Origin of the sequence: Thiomonas sp. OC7 (genome assembly GCF_900634595.1) — a bacterium.
GTDB classification, from domain to species: Bacteria; Pseudomonadota; Gammaproteobacteria; order Burkholderiales; family Burkholderiaceae_C; genus Thiomonas; species Thiomonas arsenitoxydans.
The window spans coordinates 402,865-422,403 of sequence record NZ_LR131953.1; the positions used below are offsets into that span (position 1 = coordinate 402,865).

Here is a 19,539-nt window from a genome sequence, read left to right on the forward strand (position 1 = left end):
CTATTTTCCAAGGAGCCCCATATGACGACCGCCATCGCGCATCCGTCTTCCACCCCTGCCCTGCAACTGGCGGGCAACGCCCAGCCCACCAGCGGCCAGTACCTGACCTTCACCTTGCAGAACGAGATCTATGGTCTGGACATTCTGCGGGTACGGGAAATTCTGGAATACACCCGCCCGACCACAGTGCCGATGATGCCGGCCTTTGTGCACGGCGTGATCAACCTGCGGGGCAACGTGGTGCCGGTAATCGATCTGGCGCAGCGCTTCGGCCGCGCGCCTACCGCCTTGCAGGCCCGCACCTGCATCGTCATCGTTGAAATCGAGGGCGAAGACGGGCCGCTGGCCATCGGCGTGCTGGTCGATGCAGTCAACGCCGTACTCGATATGGAAGCCGGCCAGATCGAACCGGCGCCGAGCTTCGGCACCGGCCTGCGGCAAGAGTTCATCCGCGGCATGGCCCGCACCGAAGCCGGTTTCATCATCCTGCTCGATGTGGGCCGTGTGCTGTCGGTCGAAGACATGGCGGGTCTGGCCAGCGCCTCGCATATGGCCGCCTGATTTCTTTTTTAACCGATTTTTCTCCCCTCTTTTCATCGACCAGAGCACGCCATGACCCTCGCTTTGCATCAACGTCTTCAGTTCCGCATCCTTGCGCCGATCGCCTTGCTGGTGATCGTCGTGGTCGCCACCGGCTCGTTCCTGATGGTGCGCAGCGCGCAACACAACGTCGGCGTGGAGATTCAACGTGAATCGCAGCAGCAGATGGGCGAAATCGTGCGCACGCTCGACATCACCAAGAATCTGCTCAACGAGCAGGTGCATGGCTCCATGCGCCTGCTGACCGAGCGTGGCGCGCGGCTCGGCGCGCCTTCGCTGGGCGCGCCAGTGGAGCTGGGCGGAAAAATGCTGCCCGATCTGCAGTTTGGCAAGACCAGCGAGGTCAACCAGTTCGGCCTGGTGGACGGCGTAACCAAGCTGTTTGGCGGCACCGCCACCCTGTTCGTGCGCAGCGGTGACGACTTTGTGCGCGTAAGCACCAATGTCAAAAAGCCGGACGGCACCCGCGCCATCGGCACCCTGCTCGATCCCAAAGGCAAGGTGATTGCCGACATCCGCGATGGCAAAGCGTTTTATGGCGTAGTGCAGATTCTGGGCAATCCCTACATCACCGGCTATGAGCCCATGCGCGACGCGGGCGGCAAAATCATCGGCATCTGGTACGTGGGCTACAAGGCGCAGATCGACGCCATCAAAAACGAAGTCGGCAAGCTGCAACTGCTGTATGGCGGCAATCTGGACGTGACCGACAAGTCCGGCAAAGTGATTTTCGCCACGTCCAATATGCCAGCCCAGATCAACCCGGACGACTGGATCACGTCATCGAAAGCCATACCCGGTTGGGGCTTCACCGTCACCACCCGTTACGCGAAATCCGTCGTTGCCAGCCACACCTGGGAGCGGGTTCTGCCCATTCTGATGGGTGGGTCGATCATGGTTCTGCTGATACTCGGCGTCACCGCCTTTCTTCTTCGCCGCCTGGTGATTCGCCCTCTGGCCGAAGCCGTTTCCGTCGCCCAGCGTGTGGCCGAAGGCGATCTGTCGGTGCGGGTGGCCTCCACCTCGAAGGATGAAACCGGGCAGTTGCTCACGGCTTTGGGCGAGATGGTCGGGCGGCTGACTTCGGTCATCGGCTCGGTGCGCTCGTCTGCCGAGCAACTGCTCTCAGCGTCCACGCAGGTGTCAGCCACTTCACAGAGTCTGTCGCAGTCGTCTTCGGAGCAGGCGGCGTCGGTGGAGGAAACCTCGGCCACGCTGGAGCAGGCGACCGCTTCCATTCGCCAGAACGCGGATAACGCGCGTCTGACGGATTCGATGGCGCAGCAGGCGGCAGGCCAAGCGCGTGAAGGGGGTGCGGCGGTGCAGGGCACGGTCTCGGCGATGCAAGCCATAGCGGAGCGCATCTCGATCATCGATGACATTGCGTATCAGACCAATATGCTGGCTTTGAATGCGGCGATCGAAGCGGCCCGGGCTGGAGAGCATGGCAAGGGCTTTGCGGTGGTGGCCGCGGAGGTGCGCAAGCTGGCCGAGCGCTCTCAGGTGGCGGCCAAGGAGATTGGCGATCTGGCGACTTCGACGGTGAAGCAGGCGGATGCGGCGGGTAGCTTGATTGCGCAGATGGCACCCAATATCTCGAAGACTTCGGATCTCGTGCAGGAGATCACGGCGGCTTCGGAAGAACAGTCGACCGGCATGCAGCAGATCAATCAGGCCGTCGCCCAGCTCTCAGCCGTCACCCAGCAGAACGCCTCGGCTTCGGAACAACTCGCGGCCACCGCAGAAGAGATGAATGCGCAGGCGCAGGCGCTGCAGGAAAGCATGGCGGGCTTCCGGCTTAGCCAGGAAGCGCAGGTCACGGCGGCTAAACCAACCGCGCGTCCTGCCGCAAGCAAGGCCCGGGCGGCTACCGAGGACAGTCTGCCGGTGCTCACGCAACCGCAGCCAGAATTCGTGCGGTTCTGAAGGGACTGACTTCGCCCTTGACCGGTTGTCCATCATGGAAGAGCGTCCCATTGTGGGCAACCTGACTAACTCCTCAACACGCTGATGCACCTGATCACCCCACTGCTCATCGATCTCGGCATCGTCGCCCTTGCGATGGCCGGCGTGCTGATGCTCGCCTGGAAGCTGCTCCAGCAGCTGTGGGGAACCGGGACAAGCAGCGCCTACCAGCCTGCGGCGCTGCTGTTTTCCGCTGGCGTCGCCACGGCCGTGCGCAATCGCTTTCCCTGGATGCGCGCGGCGTACCGGCAGCGGCCAGACCGCAAACTCATGCTGACGGCGGCGGTGATTCTGTTGCTAGCTAGCTCGCTCACCGCGCTATTCACCGCTCTGGTAATGGCCGACCACGAACGGAATCGGCTGACGCTCAGCATGGAGAACGACCGCGACGCACTCAGCCGCGGTCTGCTTATGGCGATGGAGGTTCGCGGCAAGGAGCTGGAGCGGTTTTCCCACAACCCATTGCTCTTACGCACCCTGCGAACACTTCAAACCGGCAAAGAAGGCAGTCCCGCGCATCCATCTGCCGAACTGCAAAGCCAACTCGCCGACTTGCGCACCATGATGGCGCTGTTGGCCCCTCACGAATACAGCATCACCAATCTCTGGGGCGAAACCGTGCTGTCGAGCGCAGCCTCCACAGCGCACCACCCGGGGCTGCCCAGCCTGGCGCCGGCCATGCCACCAGCCAGCCAGTTCATGCTGCAGCGCGATCCGGTAACGCTCAATTTTTTTCTGCACGCGCAGCTCCCGATTCGCAAGGGCGAGCAGACCATCGGCCACTTCAGCGCCTCGCTGCCCCTGCCCGCCTCCAGCCGCATCGCGCATGAGCTGACGCGTCGCGCGAAACACACCGTCATCAAGATCTGCAGCCTCTCCAATGACCTCTGGACCTGTCTGCCCAGCCAGGCCGGTGAAAGCGAACAGACGACGCGGCTCACATCCAAGCGTCTGCCCGCAGAGGTGCGCTGGGCACAGGGCAAAGCGGCTACGACGATTCAGGAAATCGACGGCCAGCGATGGCTGATCAGCTCCACGCCGCTCGGCACAACCGGGCTGGCCCTGGCGGTGGAGGTGCCCACGGCCGAACTCTATGCCCCGGTCGTCGATACGCTCGAAACCGGGCTGCTGTTCGTGCCGGGTCTGGTGCTGCTGGGGCTGCTCGTGCTGGGCTGGCAACTGCGCCCACTGACCCAGAGGCTGCATCAGGCGAACGCGCGGGTACAGAACGCTTTTGACTATTCTGGTATCGGCATTTTGATGGTGAACGGGCAAGGCGAGATTCTCGACTTCAATCCGGCCTTCAGCGAGATGCTGGGCTACACGCCGGCAGAGCTGCGCCAGCCCCATGTCGTCGACGATTTTCTGCATCCGGACGACCGGGGCGCCGTAGCCGCCCAGCTCGGCGGCATGGCAGATACGGAGGTGGGCGCCTATTGCGCGCACCGGCGCTATCGTCACAAGAATGGCCGCTACCGCATGCTGCAGTGGCATGTCTCCCCGGTGAAGAACGAGGACGGCGCTGTGACCTCCATCGTGTGTTACGCCCTCGACGTGACTGACGAACTCGCCCGCAGGGACGCTGCGATCCGGCAGACCGCGTTTCTGAATGCGGTGCTCGACAATATGCGCGACGTGGTCTACGCCTGCGACGAAAACGGCTTGCTGAGCTATGTGAACGCGGCAGCCATTCGGGCGGGTTTGCCGACAAAAATGGGGGTGTCGTTGCGTGAATTGGAGTTGGTCACGCCTGTTCACACCACTGACCACAAGCCGGTTCCACTGGAGCAACTGCCGCTGGAATCGGCCTTGCGCGGTGAACCCAAGGAGGCAGAGAACTTTCTGATAGAAAGCCTGGAAGGCCAGTGGCGGCACTATGAAATCACGGCGCGTCGACTGCTGGATTCCACCGGCACGCCTCTCGGCGCCGCAGCGGTCGCGCACGACGTCACGGAAATCCGTGCCGTAGACCGGCGCCTCAAGTGGCTGATCGATCACGACGAGCTGACCGAACTGCCCAATCAGACCCTGGTCATCGAATCGCTAGAGCGCTTGCTCGAAGCCGAGACCAGCCGGGACGAGAGCCGCCAACTGGCCGTTTACTTGCTCGACATCGACCGCTTCCGCCAGATCAACGACAGCTTTGGTCACGCCCTGGGCGATGACCTGTTGATCGAAACCGCGGCGCGGCTGAAGGTCGCGCTTGCTCCAGACGATTTTCTGGCACGCTGGGGCGGCAATGCCTTCGCGGTGCTGCATCCTTGCACCGCCGACCAGCAGGCTCTGCTCGATCACGCCGAGCAACTGCTCAACAGCCTGACCGAACCTTTCGTACTCGACGGTCAGACCATTTTCATCACCGCCAGCCTGGGCATTGCGCGTGCGCCGCGCGATGGGCGGTCGGCCACGCAACTATTCAGCCGTGCCGATGTGGCCATGTACCGCTGCAAGGCCAACACCCCCGGCCGGGCGCTGCTCTACACCGCCGACATGAGCCAGCGCGGGCGCGAGCTCATCGAGATGGAGACCGATCTGCGCCACGCTCTCGCCATGGAGCAGTTTTTTGTGCTTTACCAACCCAAGGTCTGCTTGCAAACCCGTCAGGTGATTGGGGCGGAGGCCTTGCTGCGCTGGCAGCACCCGCAACATGGCCTGGTTTCTCCGGCCACGTTCATTCCGCTGCTCGAAGAAACCGGCCTGATCGTGCCCGTGGGGCAATGGGTGCTGAACGCCGTGTGCAAGCAGCTTCAAGAATGGGAGCAGCAGGGCAAGACCCCGTTGCCCATCGCCGTGAACTGCTCGATGCGGCAGTTGCAGGGCGATCTGATTTTGCGCCAGGTCTCTTCGGCCCTGGAGCACTCGGGCATCGCGCCCGGCCTGCTGGAGCTGGAAATCACCGAAAGCATGATGCTGCGCGATCCCGAGCATGTCAGCGGGCTGATCGTGCAATTGCGCGAACTTGGCGTGAACACCTCCATCGACGATTTCGGCACGGGCTACTCCTCGCTGGCCTCGCTCAAGCGCCTGCCCGTCACCACAATCAAACTCGACCGCGCTTTTGTCAAAGACCTGCCCAACGATGCCGACGACGCGGCCATTACGCGTGCGGTGATTTCGATGGCTAAGGCCCTGCACCTGATCGTCATCGCCGAAGGCGTCGAAACGCAGGAGCAAGCCGATTTTCTGCAGCAACTCGGGTGCGAGGCCTACCAGGGCTGGCTGTTCAGCCAGGCGGTCGCGCCCAAGCGCTTTGCTCAATATCTGGCCGATGCCAAGACCCACACACCTGGCTGAAAAAACCATGCAAACGCTCACCGATACCGAACTCAGCGGCTTTTCCCGCCTCATGTTCGAAGCCGCTGGCATCACCCTGGCACCGTCGAAAAAAGCGCTGGTCGAAGGGCGTCTTTCAAAGCGGCTGCACGCGCTCGGGCTGGCGACTTTCACCGATTACCTGCACCATCTGCGGCAAGACGCCGCCGAGCGCCAGCAGGCCATCGACCTGCTCACCACCAACGAAACCTATTTCTTTCGCGAGCCGCGGCACTTCGCCTATCTGTCGGAGCAAATCATTCCGCATGCGGATACCTCGCGCCCATTCCGGGTGTGGAGCGCGGCCTGCTCCAGCGGCGAAGAGCCCTACAGCATCGCCATGGTGCTGGCCGAGCGCATGGGACAACGGCCGTGGGAGATCGTGGCCTCCGACATTTCCACCCGGGTGATCGAGCAGGCGCGTCGCGCCATCTACCCGATGGAGCGCGCCGAAAAAATTCCCCAGCCCTACCTCAAGGCCTTTTGTCTGAAGGGAACGGGGGCACATGAGGGTAGTTTTGCGCTGCAGCCCAGCATCCGCGAGCGGGTGCGCTTTCAGGTCATCAATCTCAACACCGCCCTGCCCGACATCGGCCAGTTCGACCTGGTGGTGCTGCGCAATGTGATGATCTATTTCGACGCCGAGACCAAGCGCGCGGTTTGTCGTCGGCTGCTGGATGTGCTGCGGCCCGGCGGGCATCTGTTCATCGGTCATTCCGAAAGCCTGAACGGTCTGGATCTGCCGCTGCGCAGCCTTCAGCCCGCCGTCTATCTCAAGCCGCAATGAAAACTGCGCCGTTCCCCGCACCTGCCGAGGCCGCGCAGGAAGAGCCGCTGGAAATTTTTCTGCAGCCCGGCGAGCTGTATTTCGGCGAAGGGCGCACCCGCGTGCGCACCCTGCTGGGCTCGTGCGTGGCCATTGCGGTGTGGCACCCGCGGCTGAAGATCGGCGGGCTATGCCATTACATGCTGCCCGGCCGCGGCGCGCATCATGGTGCTCACCGTGCGCTCGACGGCCGCTATGCCGACGAGGCCATGCTGCTATTCCTGCGCGATATGCGGGCGGCGGGCACCCGCCCCGATGAATACGAGGCCAAGCTGTTCGGCGGCGGGCGCATGTTCACGCAGGAAAAGCCCCTGCATGTGCAACACGGCTGCCTGGACGTGCCGTGCAAAAACGTACTGCGCGGACGCGAACTCGTGCGTCAACATGGCCTGCGCCTGAAGGCCGAACATCTGGGTGGCGAAGGCCACCGCAATGTGCTGTTCGAGATTTGGAGCGGCGACGCCTATCTGAAATTCTGGGGCCAGAACGCGCAGCAAAGCATGGGTTGAGTCCCATCAAAACCCTTCCTACTGGAGACGCTTTCATGATTCGGACCGACAAGGTCAAGGTGTTCATCGTCGACGATTCCGCCGTGGTGCGGCAGGTGCTGCAGGCCGTGCTGCTGCGCGATCCGGGCATCGAGGTCATCGGTGTCGCACCCGACCCGCTGTTTGCCCTGCAGCGCATGCAGCTAGGCCAGTGGCCCGACGTGCTGGTGCTCGACGTGGAGATGCCCCGCATGGACGGCATCACCTTCCTCAAGAAGCTCATGGTCGAGCATCCGCTGCCGGTGGTCATCTGTTCCACACTCACCGAAAAAGGCGCGCAGATCACGCTCGATGCTCTGGCGGCCGGGGCCGTCAGCGTGGTGACCAAGCCGCGCGTGGGCCTGAAGGACTTTCTGGTGGAGCAAACCACCGAGCTGACGCAGACCATCAAGGCCGCAGCCCGCGCCAACACCGGTAGTCTGCGCGCCTTGTCGCGGCCCGTGGTCAGCGTGGCCAAGGCCCCCGCGCCGCCCACGTTCACCCCCAGCGCGCATGTGCTGACCGACACCACCGAGAAGATCATCGCCATGGGCATGTCCACCGGCGGCACCGTGGCGCTCGAGCGCGTGCTCACCACCCTGCCCCGCACCCTGCCGGGCATCGCCGTGGTGCAGCACATGCCGGAGAAGTTCACCGCGACTTTTGCCGAGCGCCTGAATTCCGTCTGCGCCCTCGAAGTGCGCGAGGCGCGTGACGGCGACCGGCTGATTCCCGGGCTGGTGCTCATCGCGCCGGGCGGCCGCCACATGCAGGTGCGGCGCAGCGGCGCGCAGTACCACGTCGAAGTACGCGATGGCCCGCCGGTCAACCGCCACCGGCCTTCGGTCGATGTGCTGTTCCGCTCAGTGGCGCAATGCGCCGGGCGCAACGCGTTGGGCATCATCCTCACCGGCATGGGCGACGACGGCGCGCGCGGCCTCAAGGAAATGCACGACGCCGGCGCCCGCACCGTGGCGCAAGATGAGGCCACCAGCGTGGTCTACGGCATGCCCAAGGAGGCGGTGAAACTTGGCGCCGCCGACCGCAGCCTGGCCCTGGGCGACATCGGCGCGGCGATGGTGGAATACGGCCGCGGTTGACCCGAAAGTCGCGCTTCACACGGGGTCTTCCCCTATGCAGCGGCACTGGCCTCGTGTCGTTACATAAGCATCAAGTTAAACCTCTCTCTACCCTGATGAACAACCTTCGTATTCGCACCCGCATGACCTTGGGCCTGCTCGGAATGCTGGCCGTCATCGTGCTCAATGCCGCGTTGGCGCAGCAGCAATTGGCGCAATCCAACGCCCGGCTCGACTCCATCGTGCATGTGCAAAGCCAGCGTATCGCCCTGCTCAACACTTTTTTCACCAACTTCCAGGGCACCACGGCAGCGCTGTATCAAACCCTGCTGAACCCGGCACACGCGCAGGCGCAGCAGGCCCTCAAAAAGCAGCTCGCCGAAAACCGTGAAAGCACGGCCCAGGTGTTCAAAGAGTTGCAAGCCTTGCCGCCGGATGCCGAGGTCAACGCGCAACTCGCTGAAATTCACAGCCTGATGGCAAAGAACCGGGGCGTGCAGCAGCAGGTCATCGGTCTGATGCAGCAAGGGCTCTATCCGCAGGCCAGCACCATCTACACCCAACTGGCTTCGCCCATCGTGCTCGCCATGCACCAGCACATCAGTGCGTTGATCGCCCATCAGAAAGCGCAGATGCAGGCGGCGTATGCGCAAAGCCAGGCTGCCTATGCAAGTGCGGTTCGCCAGGCGCTGTGGATCACCATCGGCTTCATCCTCGCAGCAATGGTGGGCGGCTTCTGGATCACCCGCTCCATCACCCTCCCCTTGAGCGAGGCAGTGCATGTCGCGCAGCGCGTGGCCGAAGGCGATCTATCGGTGCGGGTGGCTTCCACGTCGAAGGATGAAACCGGGCAGTTGCTCGCTGCTTTGGGAGACATGGTCGGGCGGCTGACTTCGGTCATCGGCTCGGTGCGCTCGTCGGCCGAGCAACTGCTCTCAGCGTCCACGCAGGTGTCGGCCACTTCACAGAGTCTGTCGCAGTCGTCTTCGGAGCAGGCGGCTTCGGTGGAGGAAACCTCGGCCACGCTGGAGCAGGCGACCGCTTCGATTCGCCAGAATGCGGATAACGCCCGTCTGACGGATTCGATGGCGCAGCAGGCGGCAGGCCAAGCGCGTGAAGGGGGTGCGGCGGTGCAGGGCACGGTCTCGGCGATGCAAGCCATAGCGGAGCGCATCTCGATCATCGATGACATTGCGTATCAGACCAATATGCTGGCTTTGAATGCGGCGATTGAAGCGGCCCGGGCTGGAGAACATGGCAAGGGATTTGCGGTGGTGGCCGCGGAGGTGCGCAAGCTGGCGGAGCGCTCTCAGGTGGCGGCCAAGGAGATTGGCGATCTGGCGACTTCGACGGTGAAGCAGGCGGATGCGGCGGGTAGCTTGATTGCGCAGATGGCACCCAATATCTCGAAGACTTCGGATCTCGTGCAGGAGATCACGGCGGCTTCGGAAGAACAGTCGACCGGCATGCAGCAGATCAATCAGGCCGTCGCCCAGCTCTCAGCCGTCACCCAGCAGAACGCCTCGGCTTCGGAACAACTCGCGGCCACCGCAGAAGAGATGAATGCGCAGGCGCAGGCTTTGCAGGAAAGCATGCTGCAGTTCAAATTGGCTTGAGCCGTCGGCTTTTCTAGCACCTCAAGCCAGACGCCGGGCGCGCTCGGTCGGGCTGACGATGTCGGTCAGGCGAATGCCGAACTTGTCATTCACCAGCACGACTTCGCCGCGCGCGATGAGAAAGCCGTTGACCAGCACATCCATCGGTTCGCCTGCGAGCCGGTCGAGATCGACCACTGAACCTTGCGCCAGTTGCAGCAGTTCGCGAATCTGGATTTTGGTGCGGCCCAGTTCCACCGACAGCGTGACGGGGATGTCCATCACCAGATCGAGCTGGTTGTTGGGCGCGCCGCCGCCCTGGTCGGCACGAAGTTCGGCGAAGGGGGCGGGTTGCACCTTGGGCGGCTCTGCCGCAGCGGCTGCAGGCTCGGCGGATACGCCCTGCTCCGCCATGGCTTCGCCCCAGTCCGCCAGATCGTCGGCGGCTGCGGTGTCGGTGGGGGTGTTTTCTGCCATGGAATGTCCTGCGGAATAAGGGATCGGAATCAGTGCGCGCCGTGCGCCAGGAGTTGCGCCTTCTCGGGCACCTCCGGGAAAAGCTGCTGGCGAATCTTGAGCGCCATCTTGTCTTCGTGCCGGCCATACTCGCCCAGCAGCACGGGAATGCCGTCCACGCGGGCAATCACGGTTTCGGGCATGTCCACCGGCAGGACATCGCCGACCCGCAGATTCAGCAATTCGCGCACCAGAATTTGCCGTTGCAGCAGTTCGACGCGCATTTCCACTTCGGCCTCGCGCATTTCAGTCTGCAAGGCCTTGACCCAGCGGTGATCGACCTCGCTGCGGTCGGTGGTCATGCCGGTGGTGAGCTGGTCGCGGATGGGTTCGACCATGCTGCACGGGATGCACACGTGCAGGCTACCGCCGCCGCCCTCGATCTCGACATCGAAGGTGGAGACGATGACCACCTCGGTCGGGGTGGCGATGTTGACGAACTGCGGGTTGACTTCGGAGCGCGTGAGCTCGGGCTCCAGAGGCAGCACGGGCGCCCAGGCGGTTTTGTATTCCTTGAACACCATGTCGAGCATGCGCTTGATGATGCGCTGCTCCAGCGGGGTGAAGTCGCGGCCCTCGATGCGGGCGTGAAAGCGGCCATCTCCCCCGAAAAAGTTGTCGATCACGCTGAAAATCAGCCGCGGGTCGAAGATGAACAGCGCGGTTCCGCGCAAAGGTTTCATCTGCACCAGATTGAGATTGCTGGGCACGACCAAGCCGCGAATGAACTCGTTGTACTTGGTCAGCTTCACCGACGACACCGAGATTTCAGAGGCGCGCCGCAGAAAGTTGAACAGACTCACCCGCCACAGCCGGGCGAAGCGCTCGTTGATGACCTCCAGCGTGGGCATGCGCCCGCGCACGATGCGGTCCTGGCTGGCCAGGTCGTAAGGACGCACGCCCCCTTCATCCGCCGCCTGCGGTTCGGCCGCTGGCTCTTCGCCTGAAATGCCGCCGAACAGTGCGTCGACTTCGTCTTGGGAGAGGACGTCTTGAACCATGTCAGTTCCGCACAGACGTTATAAGGCAGAGGGCACTGCCCTCGCGGGGCAGCGAGCAAATCGAGCGTCGGAGCTGTTTCATTTCACTGCACCACGAAAGCGGTAAAAAACACGCCGTCGATCGGCGCCCCGTCATGCCCATGCGCAGCGGCAGCCGCGCCGCCCCCGCCGCCATGTTCCCCACCTGCAGCGGCCACCGCAGGCGCGCCTTCGAGCACCTTGTTCACCGAATGCAGGATGTCTTCGCGCAGGTGATCGCGCCCTTCCACCGAATCGACCTTGTCGATCGACTGGGCCGCGAGGATGCGCAGAATGTTGTTGCGGAGTTCGGGCGTCATGAGCTTGACCTTGCCTTCAACCGAAGGATCGTAAGTCTTGAGATCGATCTTGACCTGCAGGTAATGCACTGTGCCGTCGGTACTCTGCAGATTGGTGACAAACGGCTCCATGCTGATGAAACGCATGTTCTTCGCCTTCTCGGCCGCAGCCTCCGCAGCCAGCTCGGCCGCGGTGGGCGCCGCCTTGGGCTTCATCAGAAAAAATGCCGCCGCGCCGCCCCCGGCCATGAGCACGATCACCGCCACCAGAATGATGATGATCAACTTGGTCTTGCCGCCGCCCTTTTCCTTGGCCTTGGCCTCTTGTTCCGCCATACCCCACTCCCAATGTGCTGATTGGGGCGCGCACGCTGCGCACCCTTTGCGCGTGAAGGACGATCAATGCGTTTTCACTGCAGGGTTTAACGACACAAGGGCGGGGTTTTTGAAGGGGCGCCGCTGCGTGCAGCACACCGACCGCAGCATGAAAGACTCCCAGGTTCTCACACATAGGTGTTCACCAGTCCCTGCTGCCAGCGCAAGACCTGCGCGGCAGAAGCGCCCGGTGCGCCGCCTGCGGCGATGTCGGCAATCGCGTTCGATCCCGACGCGCCGCGTTGCGAGCGTGCCTGCTGGCGATCGCCCTGCCCGCCTTGGGTGCCGACGGAAGTCTGGCCGAGCGACAGCCCGGCCCCGGCAAACACATCGCGCAGTTGCGGCAGCGCCGCCTCGACCGCCTGCCGCACCACGGCATGCGCGGAGACAAACTGCGCCTGAATCTGGCCATCGTGCATCTGCAGATGGACTTCGAGCGGCCCGAGTTGCGGCGGATTGAGATGCAGCGTGGCGAATTGCTGCTGCCCCTGTGCCGCCAGCAAGACCTGCTGATTCATCGCCTGCCCCCAGTCGGGCGAACCCATATGGGCGGGCACCGTCGCCGCCCAGACCGCCTGCGAGGCCGGGTTGGCCTGCGGCATACCCAGAGTCAAAGCCTGCCCGATCTGGTTTGGCGACACAACAGACGGGGTTGAGTCGGCATGGTTCGACGGTGAGGCCTGCAGGGCCGAAAAGTCTAAAGCCGTGGTGAGGGACTGATGCAGGGCCGCGAATCGGCTGGGCTGTGCGGCGTCTGCAGCGCTGCCCGCCAGGTTCTGCATCCACGCGGGCAGGCTCTCGGCGGCTTTGGTCGTGCCGCCCGTCGTGACGCCTGCTGGCACTCCCGCGCGCCCGAAGTTCGCCTGCCGGTCTGTCAGCGGGTCATTCTGCGGTCCGGCCAGCAGTGCAGAGGTCGGCAGAGTTTTGACGTCTTGGGCCTCAGCCGTCGGGGTGGCAATGGGCGCGGCAACCGAGGTGACAACCGGCGCCTGCAGCATGGCGGCGAGCACGGGGCCAGGTACTGCTGCCGGGTTGGCATCCTTCGGCGCAGTCTTGCGGTCGTCCAGCGGCAAGGTTTTGCCGCTTTGCGCTGCCGCCATTGCCGCTTCGAGCGCCCCGCTGGTCTGCGGGGCCAGCGCCGATGCGCTCGCATTCGCCGCTGCAGAATCTTGTGATGGCGCGGATGACTGCATCTGCGGCGAATCGGCCTTGCCCCGCGCCTGCGCTGTCGCTTTTGCGTCTGAAGATGAAGCCTCGCTCGGTTTCTGCGCTTTTGCCGAATCTGCGGACGCCGACGACGAGGGCGCCGCCTTGCCCGCACGCGAAAGCGCGTCGGAAAAGCTTGGCCCGGTCTCGTTCTGAGACGTTGCAGCCCCGGCCGACGACGATTCGGCAGGTGGCGCAGCAGGAGTGGACACGACAGGAACGATCAGCGGCATGATGGCGGCTCAAACGAGTAGAGACCCGTTCTAAGCAAAACCTGCGCCAGCCTGACTGACTGACTGCAGCCTGACTGATCTTGCGACTTCAGAAATCAGACCGCTGCTGCGAGCTGGGCAGGAATTGCGACGCTCGCCGTACCGCCCATTCCTGCAGGTTTTTCAGCGCGCTGGCCTTTTGTCCCTGGCGTTTTTGCGCCTGATGCTGGTCGATCAGCACCTCGAACGCCTTTTCGCGCTGGCGCGCTGCCGTCCATTGCCCCATGAGTTCGGTCAGGATGAGCTGCTGGCGGTTGAGTTCGACTTTCTGCGCGGTGATGGCCGATTCGATGCGATCGACAAAACCGCGCAGGTCGCGCACCTGACTCCAGGCGGTGCCGGCAGTGCCCAGAGTCTGGATCTGTTCACGATATTGCGCGGCATAACTTTCAAGCTGTGCAAGCTTCGCCTGCGCGGTTCGAAGAATGTCCTGCTGTTTACCCACGAGTTGACCCGCATTCTGACTGGCCTCTACGGCTTGCGCATGCAAAGCCTGAAGGGTCTCCAGCCGTTGCGGGCTGAGGGTATTGTTGTAGGTCATGCGTTGGGGGCCGAATTTGATTCAGGCAAAGTGTAAACCTTGCACCCGGCAGGCCCAAACTTCCCTGTCGAAATCGTCAAAAACCCGACATTTCAAACAAGGTAGGGTGTCATCAGATCGGCCAGTTCCTGTCGGCTCTGTGTCAGACCGACAGCGGCGTGCATGTCCTGAATCAAAAACTCGCGGATGCCGGCGTGCGCCTGCACCGCCTGGTCGAGTTGCAGGTCGGCACCCGGGGTGTAGGCGCCCACCGCGATGAGGTCTTGCTGGCTGGCGTAGCGCGATTGCATTTCCTTGAGCTTCTGCATGCGCCGAAGTTCCAGCGGGGTCGCGATGGCCGGCATCACGCGGCTGATCGACGCCTGCAGGTCGATGGCCGGAAAGTGCCCCTGCTCGGCCAGACGGCGACTGAGCACGATATGGCCGTCGAGAATGGCGCGCACGTTGTCGGCCACCGGGTCTTGCTGGTCGTCGCCTTCCATCAGCACAGTGTAGAACGCGGTGATGCTGCCGCCGCCCTCCGGCCCGTTGCCCGCACGCTCCACCAGCGCCGGCAGCTTGGCGAACACCGAGGGCGGAAAACCGCGCGCCGCCGGGGGCTCGCCTGCGGCCAGCGCCACTTCGCGCAGCGCCAGGGCGTAGCGGGTGACCGAATCCATCAGCAGCAGCACGTTCAGCCCCTGGTCGCGGTAATACTCGGCCATCGCGGTGGCCAGACGCGCGCCGCGAATGCGGGTCAGCGCCGGAGCGTCGGCCGGGGCGGCCACCACGACGGCCCTGCTACGCCCTTCCACGCCCAGAATGTCTTCGATGAACTCTTTGACCTCGCGGCCCCGCTCGCCGATGAGCCCCACCACGATGACGTCGGCATTGGTGTTGCGCGCCATCATGCCCAGCAGCACGCTCTTGCCCACGCCGCTGCCCGCGAACAACCCCATACGCGCACCACGGCCCACGGTGAACAGCGCATTGATCGCGCGCACGCCCACGTCGAGCGGCTGGCGCACCAGCGCCCGGCCCAGCGGGTTGATCTGCTGGGTGGACAAGGTGGTGTAGTGTGAGGCCAGCAGCGCGCCGTCGCCGTCGAGCGGACGCCCGTTGCCGTCGAGCACGCGCCCGAGCAGTTCGGGCCCGACGGGAATGCGAATATCGCCCGGCACGGGATGCACCCGCGCCCCCGACGTGAGGCCCTGCACTTCGCCCAGCGCCATGAGCTGCACATGATCGCCGTTGAAACCCACCACTTCGGCGTCGATGACACGGTTCTGCTCGGTGCTGATGCGACAACGCTCGCCCAGACTCGCCTCCAGCCCCTGCGCTTCAAGAATAAGCCCGCGCACCCGCACCAGGCTGCCGCTATAGACCAGGGGCAAAGGCCCGCCCGATTGCAGGCGAAGTTGCAAAGTCTGCAGATGGCGCGATACCCGGGCCAGACTCATTGCAGCCCTTCCTCGAACAGCCGAGCCATGATCTGCCGCCAGCGCTCTTCCACGCGCAGATCGAGCTCACTCACCGCCTCCCGCGAGCGCGTGCGCCAGCGGCGGTCGGGCGTGGCGGTCTGCCCCGGCGCGGCAGCAGCCACGATCAGATCGCCGCGCTGCAAAGTGTCGTCCGCCAGCAGGGTCACGCCGCTGCTTTCGAGATCGGGCGCGGCGTTGCGCAACACGTCCAGATCGAGGGGATGAAGCCGCACCGAAGGCGCCCCGGCCTGCGCCGGAAAAGCCGCCAGCGCCTTGCGCACAATGGGCAGCAGCGCTTCGGGCTGAGTGCGCAGCTCTTGCAGGATGACCTGCCGCGCCAGTTCCAGCGCCAGCGCCACCAGCGCCGTCTCGGCCTCGGCGTCGAGCGCGGCCACAGGTTGGGTGACGCGGGAGAGCAGCGCCTGCAGCGTCTCACGTTCCTGCTGCGCCTGCGCCCGCCCGGCGGCCAGGCCCTCGGCGTGTCCAGCGGCAAAGCCTTCGCGATGGCCTTGTTCCAGGCCCGCCTGTCGGCCGTCTTCGCGGCCCTGCGCCTCGGCCTGCGCGTACACCGCCTCGAACTGCTGCGCGGTGGGCGGGCCGCCAGCGGTCTGAAGCGGGGTCTGCACGGCGGTGCGCGCCGCAGAGTCCATTTCCGGCGGCTGCCAGCGCCGCGCGGCCTGCGCGTCTTCCTTGGGAATGATGCCGCTCATGGCTTCGGTGAGAACCGGTTACGGGTCGCCAGGTATCAGCCGACGAGTTGTTCGCCGCCGCCGCTGCCCAGCTGAATCTGGCCCGCCGCTTCCAGGCGCGAGGCGATCTGCAGAATTTCCTTCTGCGCCCCCTCCACTTCGGAGAGCTTGACCGGCCCCTTGGCCTCCATGTCGTCGCGCAGCATTTCAGAGGCGCGCTTGGACATATTGCTGAGAAATTTCTCTTTGAGCGCGTTGTTCGTGCCCTTGAGCGCCAGAATCAGCGTTTCCGACGAAATTTCGCGCATCATGGTTTGCAGACTGCGGTCGTCCACATTGATCAGATCGTCGAACACGAACATCTGGTCCTGCACCTTGGTCGCCAGTTCTTCATCCTGCGAGCGCAAGTGCTCCATGATGCTCGACGACAGCGCGGTTTCCACCCGGTTGAGAATCTCGGCGGTGACTTTCGGCCCGCCCACGGAACTGACCTGCACGCTCTGCGAATCGCCCGAGAGCTGTTCTTCGAGCACTTCGTTGAGCTCGCGCAGCGCGCTGGGCTGCAGGCCGTCGAGCGCGGCCAGCCGCAGCATGGCTTCGCCGGCCTGGCGCTCGGTGAGAAAGTGCAAGACCTCGCCGGCCTGCTCGGGCTCGATATTGGCCAGCACCAGCGCCACCACTTGCGGATGCTCCAGCTTGATCAACTCGGCAATGGCGCGCGGCTCGAGCCACTTGAGGTTCTCCAGCCCGTTCGATTCGCCGCCGTGCAGAATGCGCTCGATCAGCGAATTGGCGCGCTCGCCGCCCAGCGCCTTGGTCAGCGCACCGCGCAGAAATTCGTTGGAGCCCAGGCCGAGTGCCGTCTGCTGCTCAATTTTTTCGCGGAATTCGCGCATGACCCCATGCGCCTGGTCGGCGCTCACCCGGTTGAGTTTGGACATGGCCACGCCCAAACGCTGCACTTCGCGCGGCCCGAGATGGCGCATGATCTCCGCGGCCTGGTCTTCTCCCAGACTCAGCAGCAGCACGGCCGCGCGGTCGAGTCCGCTGAAATCGGCTTGTTCACTGGCCATCGGACAGCCACTCCTTCACCACCTGCGCCGCCCGCCGCGGGTCTTGCTTGACCAGTTCGCGCGAGATCGCCGCATCCGTCTCCAGGGTATTGCTCAATTGCACCGTGTCTGGCGCCAGCGCACCGGGCATACCGCCCGCCGCCATTTCGGCGCCCGCACCCGGGCCGGATGACTTTTGCATGCCGTCACTCGGCGTCTCTTCACGCGCGGCCTCGTCGAGCTCGGCGGCTTCCTTGCCTTTGCGACGTTTGGCCTTGACATCGCCGCTCGTCGCCTTGCGCATGGCGCGGTAAGCCATCAAACCGAGAATCAGGGCGATGACGTAGGGCACGGCCTGCCGCACGCCGTCCCAGACCCAAGCCTGGCGCCACAAGGGCAACTGCTTCTCGGCCTCTTTCTGCGCGGCAGTGAAGGGCATGTTGACAATGCTCACCGTGTCGCCGCGCTTGGCATCGAAACCGATGGCGTTTTCCACCAGCTGCTTCATTTGCCCCAACTGCGCCGCGTTCAGCGGCACGGGCTTACCGCCCTTGGCCTGATCGTTCACCAGTACGGAAACCGACAACCGCTTGACCGAGCCGACCGGCTGCTGGGTATGGCTGACCGTTTTGTCGAGGTCGTAATTGCTCGTGGCCGACGAGCTGGCCGCCGTGGGTGCCAGCGTCTTGAGGCTGGGGGTGATCTGGGTGAGTTGCTGGGGCGTGAGCGGCGCGGAAGCCGTGCCCATGACAAAAGGAGCGGTGACCCCACCCGGCGGCTGGTTGCTCAGTGCGCCGGGCACGCCGGCGGGCAGCGTGCCGCCGCCGCTGGAATTGGTGCTTTGCTGCTGCTGGCTGAGCAAATGGCCCTGGCCGTAAACCACCGAGCTGGATTCAGTCTTGGCGAAATCGATGTCGGCCGACACCGCCACGCGCACCCCCTCGTTGCCCACCAGGGGCGCGAGCAGCGCTTCGATCTGCTTGCGATATTGCTGCTCGATGGTGTTGCGATACATCAGCTGGTCGGGCTGTATGCCGCTGTCGGCCCGCTGCCCGGAGGTGAGCAGATTGCCGTCCTGATCGACCACGCTGACGTTTTTATCCCCCAGCCCCGCCACGGCGGACGACACCAGATGCACGATGCCCGCCACCTGCGCGCCGCTGAGCACCCGGCCCGGATAGAGCTTGAGCAGCACCGAGGCTGAGGGCTTCTCGGCCTCGCTCAGGAACACGGAGGGTTTGGGAATGGCCAGATGCACCGTGGCCGATTGCACCGCCGAAAGCGATTCGATGGTGCGCCCCAGAGAACCCTCCAGCGCCCGCTGGTAGTTCACGCGCTCGACAAACTGGCTGGTGCCCATCGGCTCGTGGTCGAGCACCTCGAAGCCCACGCCCGCACCTTTGGGCAGACCGTTGGCCGCGAGTTTCATGCGGGTGGCGTACACCTGCGCCGAGGGCACTTCGATCACCGCGCCGCCGCCAGTGATGCGATAGGGAATGTTGAGCTTTTGCAGTTCGCCAATGACCGCGCCGCCATCGCGCTCGGAAAGATTGGTGTAGAGCACCTGATAGTCGAGCCGGCTCGTCCACATCAGGGTGACGATAACCAGCGCGATCAGCGCCGCCAGACCCGCCAGCCAGGTGAAGCGCTGGTTCATATTCATCTGGCGGAAGGCGCCCAAGGGGTCTTGCAGCGCGGCGGCGGTGGTCGTGGCCATGAGGGGGCGTCAGGAGAGGAGCGTCAAAAAAATGTCATTTAGGGAAACGGCGTGGTGCGATAGGGCGATCAGGCCTGAATGTTCATGATGTCCTGATAGGCGGACACGAGTTTGTTGCGCACCTGCAGCACCGCCTGAAACGACAGGCTGGCCTTTTGCGAAGCGAGCATCACATCGCTCAGACTCACATCGCCCGTTCCCGAAACGAACTCCTGCTGCAGGGCGTTGGCGTGCTGCAACTCGCCGCTCACCCCGTCGATGGCGCTCTTGAGCGTGGTGGCGAAGTCGGATTGTTGCGAGGCCGCGGTGGCGCCCAGCGCCGCTGCCGCATTGCCGCCCACCGCGTCGGCGGGCCGCGCCTGCGCCTGCGCGGTGAGGCTGCGCATCTGGGCAAGCACGCTTTGCATGGGATCAATCTGCATGAGGCCTCCGGCAATTTTTCGTCGATTCAACCGGGATTAAACCGGTGTTTTGCCCCTTTGAAGCAAA

Annotated in this window: 17 protein-coding genes; 7 read left to right on the plus strand and 10 right to left on the minus strand. The window is 64.0% G+C overall.

Going from position 1 to position 19,539, the window contains the following annotated elements:
• Nucleotides 1–21: 21 nt before the first annotated feature.
• From BIO17B3_RS01925 to BIO17B3_RS01955, 7 genes are all read left to right on the plus strand, one after another.
• A complete protein-coding gene (locus tag BIO17B3_RS01925) occupies nt 22–561 on the plus strand; it encodes a chemotaxis protein CheW (protein WP_156052794.1) in 540 nt (179 codons plus the stop codon).
• A gap of 51 nt (nt 562–612) precedes the next feature.
• Nucleotides 613–2,526: a Cache 3/Cache 2 fusion domain-containing protein gene (locus BIO17B3_RS01930; protein WP_156052795.1), complete on the plus strand. Its 1,914-nt coding sequence runs from the start codon at nt 613–615 to the stop codon at nt 2,524–2,526.
• A gap of 84 nt (nt 2,527–2,610) precedes the next feature.
• The gene (locus BIO17B3_RS01935) at nt 2,611–5,859 is read left to right on the plus strand and encodes an EAL domain-containing protein (protein ID WP_156052796.1); all 3,249 of its coding nucleotides are present in this window, start codon (nt 2,611–2,613) and stop codon (nt 5,857–5,859) included.
• 7 nt (nt 5,860–5,866) lie between these two features.
• Nucleotides 5,867–6,664 (plus strand): protein-glutamate O-methyltransferase CheR, encoded by a 798-nt coding sequence (locus BIO17B3_RS01940; protein ID WP_156052797.1) that lies wholly within the window; start codon nt 5,867–5,869, stop codon nt 6,662–6,664.
• The gene (locus BIO17B3_RS01945; protein ID WP_156052798.1) at nt 6,661–7,212 is read left to right on the plus strand and encodes a chemotaxis protein CheD; all 552 of its coding nucleotides are present in this window, start codon (nt 6,661–6,663) and stop codon (nt 7,210–7,212) included. The genes BIO17B3_RS01940 and BIO17B3_RS01945 overlap by 4 nt, the downstream gene beginning before the upstream one ends.
• Before the next feature lie 35 nt (nt 7,213–7,247).
• Complete coding sequence (locus BIO17B3_RS01950) at nt 7,248–8,330, plus strand: chemotaxis response regulator protein-glutamate methylesterase (protein WP_156052799.1); 1,083 nt, start codon at nt 7,248–7,250, stop codon at nt 8,328–8,330.
• 95 nt (nt 8,331–8,425) lie between these two features.
• Nucleotides 8,426–9,925: a methyl-accepting chemotaxis protein gene (locus tag BIO17B3_RS01955; protein WP_156052800.1), complete on the plus strand. Its 1,500-nt coding sequence runs from the start codon at nt 8,426–8,428 to the stop codon at nt 9,923–9,925.
• Between the two features lie 21 nt (nt 9,926–9,946).
• Here BIO17B3_RS01955 and fliN read toward each other — a convergent pair whose 3' ends face one another.
• The 10 genes from fliN to fliE all read right to left on the minus strand — a co-directional run bounded on the left by fliN (nt 9,947) and on the right by fliE (nt 19,472).
• On the minus strand, nt 9,947–10,381 hold the full coding sequence (gene fliN, locus BIO17B3_RS01960) for a flagellar motor switch protein FliN (RefSeq protein ID WP_156052801.1): 435 nt from the start codon (nt 10,379–10,381) through the stop codon (nt 9,947–9,949).
• A 29-nt stretch (nt 10,382–10,410) separates the two neighbouring features.
• On the minus strand, nt 10,411–11,421 hold the full coding sequence (gene fliM, locus BIO17B3_RS01965; RefSeq protein WP_156052802.1) for a flagellar motor switch protein FliM: 1,011 nt from the start codon (nt 11,419–11,421) through the stop codon (nt 10,411–10,413).
• A gap of 83 nt (nt 11,422–11,504) precedes the next feature.
• Entirely contained in the window at nt 11,505–12,074 is a 570-nt protein-coding gene (fliL, locus tag BIO17B3_RS01970; protein ID WP_156052803.1) for a flagellar basal body-associated protein FliL, read from the minus strand.
• A 167-nt stretch (nt 12,075–12,241) separates the two neighbouring features.
• Nucleotides 12,242–13,552: a flagellar hook-length control protein FliK gene (locus BIO17B3_RS01975; RefSeq protein WP_156052804.1), complete on the minus strand. Its 1,311-nt coding sequence runs from the start codon at nt 13,550–13,552 to the stop codon at nt 12,242–12,244.
• Between the two features lie 88 nt (nt 13,553–13,640).
• Complete coding sequence (locus tag BIO17B3_RS01980) at nt 13,641–14,132, minus strand: flagellar export protein FliJ (protein ID WP_013105560.1); 492 nt, start codon at nt 14,130–14,132, stop codon at nt 13,641–13,643.
• Between the two features lie 92 nt (nt 14,133–14,224).
• Nucleotides 14,225–15,571 carry a FliI/YscN family ATPase gene (locus tag BIO17B3_RS01985; RefSeq protein WP_156052805.1) on the minus strand — a complete coding sequence of 449 codons (1,347 nt, stop codon included), beginning with the start codon at nt 15,569–15,571 and terminating at the stop codon, nt 14,225–14,227.
• Complete coding sequence (locus tag BIO17B3_RS01990; RefSeq protein WP_156052806.1) at nt 15,568–16,302, minus strand: FliH/SctL family protein; 735 nt, start codon at nt 16,300–16,302, stop codon at nt 15,568–15,570. The genes BIO17B3_RS01985 and BIO17B3_RS01990 overlap by 4 nt, the downstream gene beginning before the upstream one ends.
• A 35-nt stretch (nt 16,303–16,337) precedes the next feature.
• Nucleotides 16,338–17,354 (minus strand): flagellar motor switch protein FliG, encoded by a 1,017-nt coding sequence (gene fliG / locus BIO17B3_RS01995; protein WP_156052807.1) that lies wholly within the window; start codon nt 17,352–17,354, stop codon nt 16,338–16,340.
• The gene (gene fliF / locus BIO17B3_RS02000; RefSeq protein WP_156052808.1) at nt 17,344–19,050 is read right to left on the minus strand and encodes a flagellar basal-body MS-ring/collar protein FliF; all 1,707 of its coding nucleotides are present in this window, start codon (nt 19,048–19,050) and stop codon (nt 17,344–17,346) included. Before fliF ends, fliG begins: the two co-directional genes overlap by 11 nt.
• A gap of 68 nt (nt 19,051–19,118) precedes the next feature.
• Nucleotides 19,119–19,472 carry a flagellar hook-basal body complex protein FliE gene (gene fliE, locus BIO17B3_RS02005; RefSeq protein ID WP_156052809.1) on the minus strand — a complete coding sequence of 118 codons (354 nt, stop codon included), beginning with the start codon at nt 19,470–19,472 and terminating at the stop codon, nt 19,119–19,121.
• Between the last annotated feature and the right edge of the window lie 67 nt (nt 19,473–19,539).

Excerpts from the sequence above, each read along its gene's own strand:
- BIO17B3_RS01945 (WP_156052798.1), top strand. The coding sequence starts at position 6,661 with ATGAAAACTGCGCCGTTCCCCGCACCTGCCGAGGCCGCGCAGGAAGAG.
- BIO17B3_RS01940 (WP_156052797.1), top strand. The coding sequence starts at position 5,867 with ATGCAAACGCTCACCGATACCGAACTCAGCGGCTTTTCCCGCCTCATG.
- BIO17B3_RS01990 (WP_156052806.1), bottom strand. The coding sequence starts at position 16,302 with ATGAGCGGCATCATTCCCAAGGAAGACGCGCAGGCCGCGCGGCGCTGG.
- BIO17B3_RS01925 (WP_156052794.1), top strand. The coding sequence starts at position 22 with ATGACGACCGCCATCGCGCATCCGTCTTCCACCCCTGCCCTGCAACTG.
- fliF (WP_156052808.1), bottom strand. The coding sequence starts at position 19,050 with ATGGCCACGACCACCGCCGCCGCGCTGCAAGACCCCTTGGGCGCCTTC.
- BIO17B3_RS01975 (WP_156052804.1), bottom strand. The coding sequence starts at position 13,552 with ATGCCGCTGATCGTTCCTGTCGTGTCCACTCCTGCTGCGCCACCTGCC.
- fliL (WP_156052803.1), bottom strand. The coding sequence starts at position 12,074 with ATGGCGGAACAAGAGGCCAAGGCCAAGGAAAAGGGCGGCGGCAAGACC.
- BIO17B3_RS01955 (WP_156052800.1), top strand. The coding sequence starts at position 8,426 with ATGAACAACCTTCGTATTCGCACCCGCATGACCTTGGGCCTGCTCGGA.
- BIO17B3_RS01950 (WP_156052799.1), top strand. The coding sequence starts at position 7,248 with ATGATTCGGACCGACAAGGTCAAGGTGTTCATCGTCGACGATTCCGCC.
- fliM (WP_156052802.1), bottom strand. The coding sequence starts at position 11,421 with ATGGTTCAAGACGTCCTCTCCCAAGACGAAGTCGACGCACTGTTCGGC.
- BIO17B3_RS01935 (WP_156052796.1), top strand. The coding sequence starts at position 2,611 with ATGCACCTGATCACCCCACTGCTCATCGATCTCGGCATCGTCGCCCTT.
- fliN (WP_156052801.1), bottom strand. The coding sequence starts at position 10,381 with ATGGCAGAAAACACCCCCACCGACACCGCAGCCGCCGACGATCTGGCG.
- fliE (WP_156052809.1), bottom strand. The coding sequence starts at position 19,472 with ATGCAGATTGATCCCATGCAAAGCGTGCTTGCCCAGATGCGCAGCCTC.
- BIO17B3_RS01930 (WP_156052795.1), top strand. The coding sequence starts at position 613 with ATGACCCTCGCTTTGCATCAACGTCTTCAGTTCCGCATCCTTGCGCCG.
- BIO17B3_RS01985 (WP_156052805.1), bottom strand. The coding sequence starts at position 15,571 with ATGAGTCTGGCCCGGGTATCGCGCCATCTGCAGACTTTGCAACTTCGC.
- fliG (WP_156052807.1), bottom strand. The coding sequence starts at position 17,354 with ATGGCCAGTGAACAAGCCGATTTCAGCGGACTCGACCGCGCGGCCGTG.
- BIO17B3_RS01980 (WP_013105560.1), bottom strand. The coding sequence starts at position 14,132 with ATGACCTACAACAATACCCTCAGCCCGCAACGGCTGGAGACCCTTCAG.